Origin of the sequence: Mucilaginibacter sp. MD40 (assembly GCF_002288635.1) — a bacterium.
Taxonomy (GTDB): Bacteria; Bacteroidota; Bacteroidia; order Sphingobacteriales; family Sphingobacteriaceae; genus Mucilaginibacter.
On record NZ_NRSW01000001.1, the window covers coordinates 2210121 to 2218564 of the forward strand.

Sequence of the window (8444 nt, forward strand, 5' to 3'; positions counted from 1 at the left end):
GGATGTACAGATGAACTAATATTAGTCGGCAGTGCCAACGTCTTTTCTAAAAACAGATGTCGCTTGTTCTACTTTTGCCATTTTGGCCGCTTTAACAGCATGATTTTGTGTTGTTGATGCTGACAGGCTTCCTGCAACAAGTAATACCAGGGTTAATACCTTTTTCATATGCGTTTTATTTAATGTCTTTTTTATTGTAGTTCAGCTTTTATTATCAATTATTAATCGGCAGTACCGATATCTTTCCTCATGCCAACGCCTGCTTTTAGCAGTGCAACCATGCTGCTGTGTAAGTTATTCTGCTTAATGCATGATGAAAACAACAGCCCGCCCACCAGTAACAGATATCCAAGTACTATTTTTTTCATTTTATTATTGATTAAATAATTGTTTTTATTAACTTGCCCCATGTTAAAAAATTATATTGGCATAATATGCTCTAAATTTTTTGAGCGTAACTATTGCTCAACAAAATACATAATAAAGAACAAATTTTTCGTGGCGTAAAAATACGCCTATGTATAGTCTAATTTATTATAAATCAATATATTAACAGTACAAATATAAATATGTTTTTTAATTCACAAGCAATTGTGTGAAAAAAAATTGCATGTTTTTAGTTTTTATACCGCCATATATTTCTTTAAATTTATTTTATAACTTTCGCCCTATAATTACCGTATATACAGCTAAATGAATAAAGCTTTTATTCTTCTTATTTTCTTCTTATATGCCTTTACAGTATACGCTAAGAGTAATGATGAAGTTGCAGCTAATGATACTACCGAGGTTATAAAGCTGAACAAGCAGGCATACACCAACCGCCTTACCAGCCCCGAGCAAACCATTGCCGATGCTACCAAAGCGCTTGATATAGCCATTAAGCTGGATTACAAGGCTGGTATAGGCGAGGCATACCGCGTGCGTGGCATAGGTAAATATTACCTGAACCAGGCCAGTGCCGCTATTAATGATTATTTGAATGCTTTGAGCACGTTTGAAAGCATAAAAGATTTACGCAGCCAGGCAAAAGTAGATAATAACATAGGTAACCTGTACCTGGATAATAACCTTACCAAAGCGCTGGAATATTTTAAAAAGGCTTTAGCTATTACCGAACGCTTGAATGATCAGAGCTTGATGGCGTCGTTATACATGAATATTGGTAACGTTTACTATCGAAAAAATAGTTTTAACCAGGCTCTTAGTTATTACGATAAGAGTAATGTGATCTTCACCGAGCTAAAAGACTCGGCCAACCTGGTGCAATGCCTGCAGAACAGAGGGGTTATTTATTATAAACTTAACCAATATGATGTTGCCGAAAAACTGCTGCTTAAAGCCAACCAATCTGCCAAGCAGTTGGATTTGAATAAGCCGGTAGCGAGTACCAACCTTACCCTTGCTTCGTTATATATAGATAAAGGCGATTTTAACGCGGCGGAGAAAGTGGTGCAGGAGGGGGAAGCTTACGCAAGGGCGCTTAAGGATGAAAAGCTGACCAATGATTACAACTACACTATTTATCAGTTGGAATCAAAGCGAAAAAATTATGAAAGGGCGCTGTACTATTTGCAAATGATTTTCAGGCAGGATAGCTCCATCCATATTTCTAACGAGTCTACACAGATTAACCTCATACAAGAGCAGTTTAAACAGGAAGCTAAACAACGCGATACGGAGCTACTTTTAGTGAACCAGCAAAACGACCGTATAAAGTTTTGGGCGGTAACCGTTGTGGCTGGGCTTTTACTGGTTGTGGTAGGTTTGCTGGTAAGCAACGTGAAACGCAAGAATGCTACTAACAGCCAGCTTACAGAACTGAATGAAGAGGTATCGAGACAAAAGGATAACCTTGACAGGGTGAACCATCACCTCGAAGAGATCATTGATGAACGTACAAAAGACCTGCAGATAAAGAATAAAAAGCTTTCTGATTACTCCTCCTATCTTTCTCACCAGATAAGGGGACCTATCGCCACGCTCCGCGGATTAATGAACCTGGAAAGAGAAGGACTGGTTGATGAGAAAGAATGCATCCATATGATGGACAAGTGTGTATCTGATATTGATCAAAAGATCATAGAGATGAGCGATATGCTCAACGATACCAGTAAAACAACTGCTTAACCATTCTAAATTCCATTAGATAGGATAGCTGCTATGTATCTGCGCTTCCATCAAGCCCAGGTAAACACAGTACCTGGATATCATCTGTAGTATAAGTAACTGCCTGTGGCGCTTATAACCTTCTGTTTCAAAGGCCAGTAATTGGTTGCCGGCTGTAACAAAGTATCTTACTTCACCTTCCTGTTGTTTGGCGCGCGATTTAAAAAGGTCAAAGGCCTTTACTTTTAACTTCGTGCGGCGATCATGGATAGTACCGTTTGCCTGTTGCCCGGCATTAGGGATAGATATCATGTAATTACACATATAAGCCATAGTTTGATGCTATATGGTTACTACAATAATAAAACCAAAAGTGCTAAACCCTTTTTTTTGCATCGCTTACAGGCAAAAAAAGCGGTAACAAATACCGCTTTTTTCACTACATGCAATAATTTGAGGATTTTTTAAATAATTGCATAAAAAGTAAACCGGGAGCGGTTTTGTTACCGAACTAAAAACAGTTAATCTGTTTTGTATTTTGAACAGTAGGGGTAAATTTCTTATTGGTGGGTGCCGTTTTTACTCAACAACTCTTCATACAGCAATATCACTTTGCGTTGCAGGTTGGTGATCTCGGTTTCGCGGTCAAGCAATTTTTTTTGTACGATACTTAAGTTTTGGTCTTGTACAGCTGGCTGCTCGGTATGCTCGAGTGAAAGCAGGTTTACTACACTTACTTCAAAGATATTGGCAATTTGCTCCAGCCTTGACAGGTTAATATCTGTTACGCCTGTTTCAATCTTTGAAAACGCTGGTATAGATATACCTAAACGGTTAGCAACATCTTCCTGGCTCCAGCCATGCTCATGGCGCAGGGTACGTATGTTTTTACCGGCCGATTTGTTGGTTTTCTTTTTAATGGATTCGCTCATCATGTACATAATAGTTAATTACGGGAATAAGGGTATTAACTATTAACCAATCGTAATGCCAGTTATTAAAATGGCCTTTATAGCGTCCAATTAACACAAAGTTAAGTGTGACTAAACTTTTATGTGGAATATGTTCCCCAAAACTGTGTATTTTTTTTACTTAGTTTTAGGTAACTATACTAAGTTTAGCAAACTTTAACAAAAGCTGTTTTTGGCCAATTTCTTTAAAAAATATAGTGGCTTTAATATCTGGCTTGTTGCCCTCAAGGCTTATTACCTTTCCAAAGCCAAAGCGCTCATGTTCTACCTCCATACCTACTTGTAGGTTTGAGGTATCAGCAGGCTTAAAACCAGCGGATGGTACGTGTGCCTTAGCCAGTATAGATGTTGTTTTTACAGGCGGCGCGGTAGCTGGTTTAGGTTTAGAGAAAGTGTCTGCCGGTTTTCTGCTCCAGGCACTGCGCTCATCCCCAAATGAAGAAGATGGTGAAGGGGCAGGCTTGGCCGAAAAATCAAGTTCAAGATATTTGGCATCTATCTCATCCAGAAAACGGCTGGGTTCGCAGTTGATAAGTGTGCCAAATTTAAAGCGCGATGTAGCGTAACTGATTGTTAATTTATACTCGGCACGGGTAATGGCTACGTAAAATAAACGTCGCTCCTCCTCCAGATCGCTTCGTGAGTTGAGCGACATTTGCGAAGGAAAAAGGTTTTCTTCCAACCCAACAATATGAACCTGAGGGAATTCAAGCCCTTTTGACGAGTGGATGGTCATCAGCGAAACAGTATCGGCATCTTTGTTCTTGTCGTTATCATCATTGGTTAAAAGAGCCACATCCTGCATGAAAACGTCAAGGCCTTTTTCTTCAATATCTTCCCTTTCGGAGAATTCTTTGATACCGTTCAGTAACTCCTGTATGTTTTCGTAACGGTTAAGGCCTTCTACAGATTTATCGTCGTAAAGGTCTTTTAGCAAGCCCGAGTGTTGCGCAATATGCAAAGCCGCATCATAAGCGCTTAACGTTTTGGTTATTACCTGGAAGCTTTGGATCATGGTGGCAAAGGCCGTTAGCGCTGCCGGTGCTTTTTCTACATAACGCGGCGCCTCTAATATAACTTCAAACGGCGTGAGCTGGTGCTTATCGGCGGCTACGATAATGCGATCAACCGTGGTATCGCCAATACCACGTTTTGGGTAATTGATCACCCGTTTTAGCGCTTCTTCGTCATTTGGGTTAAACGTTAGCCTGAAATAAGCAATGAGGTCCTTGATCTCCTTACGCTGGTAGAAAGACATGCCACCATATATTTTGTACGGGATGTTGAGCTTACGCAGCGCCTCTTCCATAGAGCGCGATTGCGCGTTGGTACGGTATAGAATAGCAAAGTCTTTCCACTTTAAACTTTTTGTGCTGCGCTGGTGCATAATGGCGTCGGCAACCATTTTACCCTCTTCATTATCGCTAAAAGCGCGCATCACCTTTATTTTATCGCCGGTGTCTTTCTCAGAAAAAACGTTTTTCTTGAGCTGGTCTTTATTATTGGCAATAATGCTGTTGGCAACGTTTACAATGTTTTGGGTAGAGCGGTAATTCTGCTCCAGCTTAAATACTTTAAGATCCGGGTAATCCTTCTCAAAATTGAGGATGTTTTGAATGTTAGCCCCGCGAAAAGCGTAGATACTTTGCGCGTCGTCGCCCACCACGCAGAGGTTTTCGCTCACAGCCGCTAAGCGCTTTACGATGAGGTACTGCGAAAAGTTGGTGTCCTGGTACTCATCAACCATCAGGTATTTAAACTTATGCTGATACTTGTTCAGCACATCCGGATGGTTTTTTAAGAGTTCATTGGTTTTAAAGAGCAGATCGTCAAAATCCATTGCGCCTGCGCGGAAACAACGCATAGCGTAAGTTTCGTATATCTTACCTAACATTCCGCGACCGCTGCTAAAGTCATCAGCCTGTATCTGGTCGTTATTTTGATATTCCTGCCAACCAACGAGGTTGTTTTTGGCGGCAGAAATGCGGTTGTAAACAAAGTTTTGGTTGTACAGCTTATCATCCAGCTGCATTTCTTTTAAAATGGCACGGATAACACTTTTGCTGTCGTCGGTATCGTAAATGGTAAAGTTATTAGGGTAACCAATTTTATCGGCCTCCACACGTAATATCTTGGCAAATACGGAGTGGAAAGTTCCCATCCATATATTCTTAGCCTCGGGGCCAACAATATGGTTGATACGCTCACGCATCTCCTTGGCGGCCTTGTTGGTAAAGGTTAATACCAATATGTTAAACGAATCCACACCACTGCGGATAAGGTGCGCCACACGGTAAGTGATCACACGTGTTTTGCCTGATCCCGCGCCGGCAATGATCATTACCGGGCCTTTAATTTGTAAAACGGCAGCTTTTTGTTCGGGATTTAACCCTTGTAGATAATCCAAATCCAGTTCCTCTTTTCTGTGTCTGCGAAATTAAGATTTTGGCGGTGAAAGCTAACAAAATTGGTAAAGCAAATTTTCAACGCTGTGTGGTTTAACCAACCTATAAAGGGAAAGTCACTCATTGCATGGTTTACTCACCCTGACATCGCTATCGCTTGTCGACCCGCTTTTCGCACAGCGAAGAGAGGGATAAGAAAAATATTAAAATTTACCATCCTCTTTGCGAAGCAAAGAGGATGGTCGAGCGAAGTAAAGGCCGATTGAGTAAAATAATGCAGCGCCCCTTTTGCATATCCCTAAAACAATTAACAATTTCGGGCTTTGTTTAATAAACCATCTACCGCTTATGAATCGCCTCGCCAACGCTACTTCGCCTTACCTTTTGCAGCATGCCAATAATCCGGTAGACTGGTATTCCTGGGGGACCGAGGCTTTACAAAAAGCTAAAGAAGAGAACAAACTGATACTGGTAAGCATAGGTTACTCGGCTTGCCACTGGTGCCACGTAATGGAGCATGAGAGTTTTGAGGACGAAGGGGTGGCCGCGCTGATGAATGAGTACTTCGTATGTATAAAGGTAGACCGGGAGGAACGCCCGGACATCGACCAGATATACATGAGTGCCGTTCAATTGATGAGTGGTAGAGGAGGGTGGCCGCTCAACTGTATCTGCCTGCCAGATCAGCGACCTATTTATGGCGGCACCTATTTCCGTAAAAACGACTGGGCATCGTTACTATTGAACCTGGCAGATTTCTACAAGCAAAAGCCCGAGGAAGCTGAAGATTACGCCGTGCGCCTTACTGAAGGCATTAAGCAATATGAATCGGTACCTTTTGTTGAACAGACCGCCGAGTATAGTAAAGACATGCTGGAGCCTATTATGGCCACCTGGCGCCGGTATATTGACCCCGAACAAGGTGGTTTTGGCGGAGCTCCCAAGTTTCCCATGCCCGCTAACTGGATATTCCTGATGCGATATGCACACCTGATGAAAGATGAAGGCATTGCCGAAAATGTGAAGCTTACGCTACAGAAAATGGCCTACGGCGGCATTTATGACCATGTTGGCGGCGGCTTTGCCCGTTATGCTGTTGATGGTGTTTGGCATGTGCCACATTTTGAGAAGATGCTGTATGATAATGGTCAGCTTTTGAGCCTTTACTCAGAAGCATATACCTGGAACGCTGATCCGCTTTATGCTGAGGTTGCTGGTGAACTCATCAGTTTTGTTCAGCGTGAACTTACCTCGCCGGAAAATGGTTTTTATTCTGCCCTGGATGCAGATAGCGAAGGCAAAGAGGGTAAGTTTTACATTTTTACCCGGCAGGAAATTGCCGAAATATTGGGTGATGATGCACCGCTTTTCAATGCCTATTATCACGTAACCGACGAGGGCAACTGGGAAGAGGAACAAAGCAATGTGTTTTTAAGGAAACATGATGAGCACGACATAGCCTCGCAGTATGGTTTAAGTTTATCCGAACTACATGAGCGTATTAAACTTGCTAAGCAAAAAGTGTTTGATGCTCGCGGAAAGCGCGTACGGCCAGGTTTGGATAACAAGATCTTAGCATCATGGAATGGCTTAATGCTTAAAGGCTTGTGCGATGCTTACCGTGCTTTCGGGAAGCCGGAGTATTTAGATTTGGCTTTAAAGAACGCGGAATTTATTGTCAAAAATCTGATCTCGGGTGCTAAGATCAATCGAATTTATAATTCACCGGCTGCAGCAGGTGTTGCTTTTCTTGACGATTACGCCAATGTTGCGGATGCCTTGATCTCATTATACGAAGTAACCTTTGACGAGGACTGGCTGATACAGGCACAAAAGCTTACGGATTACGCTTTGCAACACTTCTATAACGCTGAGGGCGGTATATTTTATTACACTGCCGATAACGACGAACAATTGATCGCGCGTAAATCGGAAATCATGGATGGGGTAATACCGGCATCCAACTCGGTAATGGCACGTGTTCTTAAAAAACTGGGGCTGCTTTTTGATAACGATGGTTACCTTGAGGTATCGGCTCAAATGCTGCGTAACATTGTTCCTCACCTGGCTAAATACGGTACAGCATATCCTAACTGGACCATCCTTTTGCTTGATGAGATCTTCGGTGTTAATGAGGTAGCTATAACAGGGCCGGAGTATGAGAATATGCGCAGAGACTTAGAGCAGCATTATATACCCAATAAGGTAATACTGGGCGGGCAAACAGACACTTTGCCCTTGTTGCAGGGGCGATTGGGTGATACCACAAGGATATTCATCTGTAAAGACCGTACCTGTGGCTTGCCTGCTGCTACTATTGTAGATGCTTTAAAACAAATTCATTCATCATAATCTTTTATAAACATCAGCGTTTGTATTTAATAATAAATTGGCGTGGTTAATAAAAAAATAGCACCTTGCCATAAAATAATCAATAAATGAAAATTCAACCACAACACGTAGTGTCATTAACATATGATCTGTACGTTAACAAAGAGAATGGTGAAGAGGGGTTAGTAGAGAGCGCTACCCAGGAGCAGCCGCTTACATTTTTATTTGGCGCAGGCCAGATGATCCCTAAGTTTGAGGAGCACCTTAGCACACTTTCAACAGGCGATACATATGATTTCCGCATATCAGCAGAAGATGGTTACGGCGAGTACGACCAGGAAGCCGTAGCTAACCTGCCAAAAGAAATGTTCCAGGGTACAGACCTGCCCCAGGTAGGTGAAATTTTGCCTTTGCAGGATAATAACGGCAATCGTTTTCAGGGACAGGTAGTATCTGTTACTGAAGATTCGGTTATGGTTGATCTTAACCACCCCATGGCAGGCCAGGAATTACACTTTAAAGGCGAGATCATTAATGTTCGCCCGGCTACGTCAGAAGAATTGTCACACGGCCACGCACATGGCCCGGATGGACATCATGGTCATTAATAAACAAATAAAAAAGGCGC

Annotated in this window: 8 protein-coding genes; 3 read left to right on the plus strand and 5 right to left on the minus strand. The window is 42.1% G+C overall.

The annotated features are described in order from the left end of the window. Positions 1-21: 21 nt before the first annotated feature. Complete coding sequence (locus tag CKK33_RS19505) at positions 22-168, minus strand: hypothetical protein (protein ID WP_158223422.1); 147 nt, start codon at positions 166-168, stop codon at positions 22-24. 53 nt (positions 169-221) lie between these two features. Further along, positions 222-368 carry a hypothetical protein gene (locus CKK33_RS19510; protein ID WP_158223423.1) on the minus strand — a complete coding sequence of 49 codons (147 nt, stop codon included), beginning with the start codon at positions 366-368 and terminating at the stop codon, positions 222-224. Positions 369-693: 325 nt separating this feature from the next. Between CKK33_RS19510 and CKK33_RS10035 the strand changes: the two genes are divergently transcribed. Beyond that, positions 694-2130 carry a tetratricopeptide repeat protein gene (locus CKK33_RS10035; RefSeq protein ID WP_095703978.1) on the plus strand — a complete coding sequence of 479 codons (1437 nt, stop codon included), beginning with the start codon at positions 694-696 and terminating at the stop codon, positions 2128-2130. A gap of 15 nt (positions 2131-2145) precedes the next feature. Here CKK33_RS10035 and CKK33_RS10040 read toward each other — a convergent pair whose 3' ends face one another. The 3 genes from CKK33_RS10040 to CKK33_RS10050 form a co-directional block, all read right to left on the minus strand. Beyond that, complete coding sequence (locus CKK33_RS10040; protein WP_095703979.1) at positions 2146-2442, minus strand: hypothetical protein; 297 nt, start codon at positions 2440-2442, stop codon at positions 2146-2148. A gap of 227 nt (positions 2443-2669) precedes the next feature. Beyond that, the gene (locus tag CKK33_RS10045; protein WP_233138184.1) at positions 2670-3044 is read right to left on the minus strand and encodes a helix-turn-helix domain-containing protein; all 375 of its coding nucleotides are present in this window, start codon (positions 3042-3044) and stop codon (positions 2670-2672) included. A gap of 163 nt (positions 3045-3207) precedes the next feature. Next, positions 3208-5487 carry an ATP-dependent helicase gene (locus tag CKK33_RS10050; RefSeq protein ID WP_095703980.1) on the minus strand — a complete coding sequence of 760 codons (2280 nt, stop codon included), beginning with the start codon at positions 5485-5487 and terminating at the stop codon, positions 3208-3210. A gap of 346 nt (positions 5488-5833) precedes the next feature. Between CKK33_RS10050 and CKK33_RS10060 the strand changes: the two genes are divergently transcribed. Together CKK33_RS10060 and CKK33_RS10065 are read left to right on the plus strand one after the other, a co-directional pair. Next, complete coding sequence (locus CKK33_RS10060; RefSeq protein WP_095703982.1) at positions 5834-7837, plus strand: thioredoxin domain-containing protein; 2004 nt, start codon at positions 5834-5836, stop codon at positions 7835-7837. Between the two features lie 86 nt (positions 7838-7923). Continuing rightward, positions 7924-8424 (plus strand): peptidylprolyl isomerase, encoded by a 501-nt coding sequence (locus CKK33_RS10065; RefSeq protein WP_095703983.1) that lies wholly within the window; start codon positions 7924-7926, stop codon positions 8422-8424. Positions 8425-8444 lie beyond the last annotated feature (20 nt).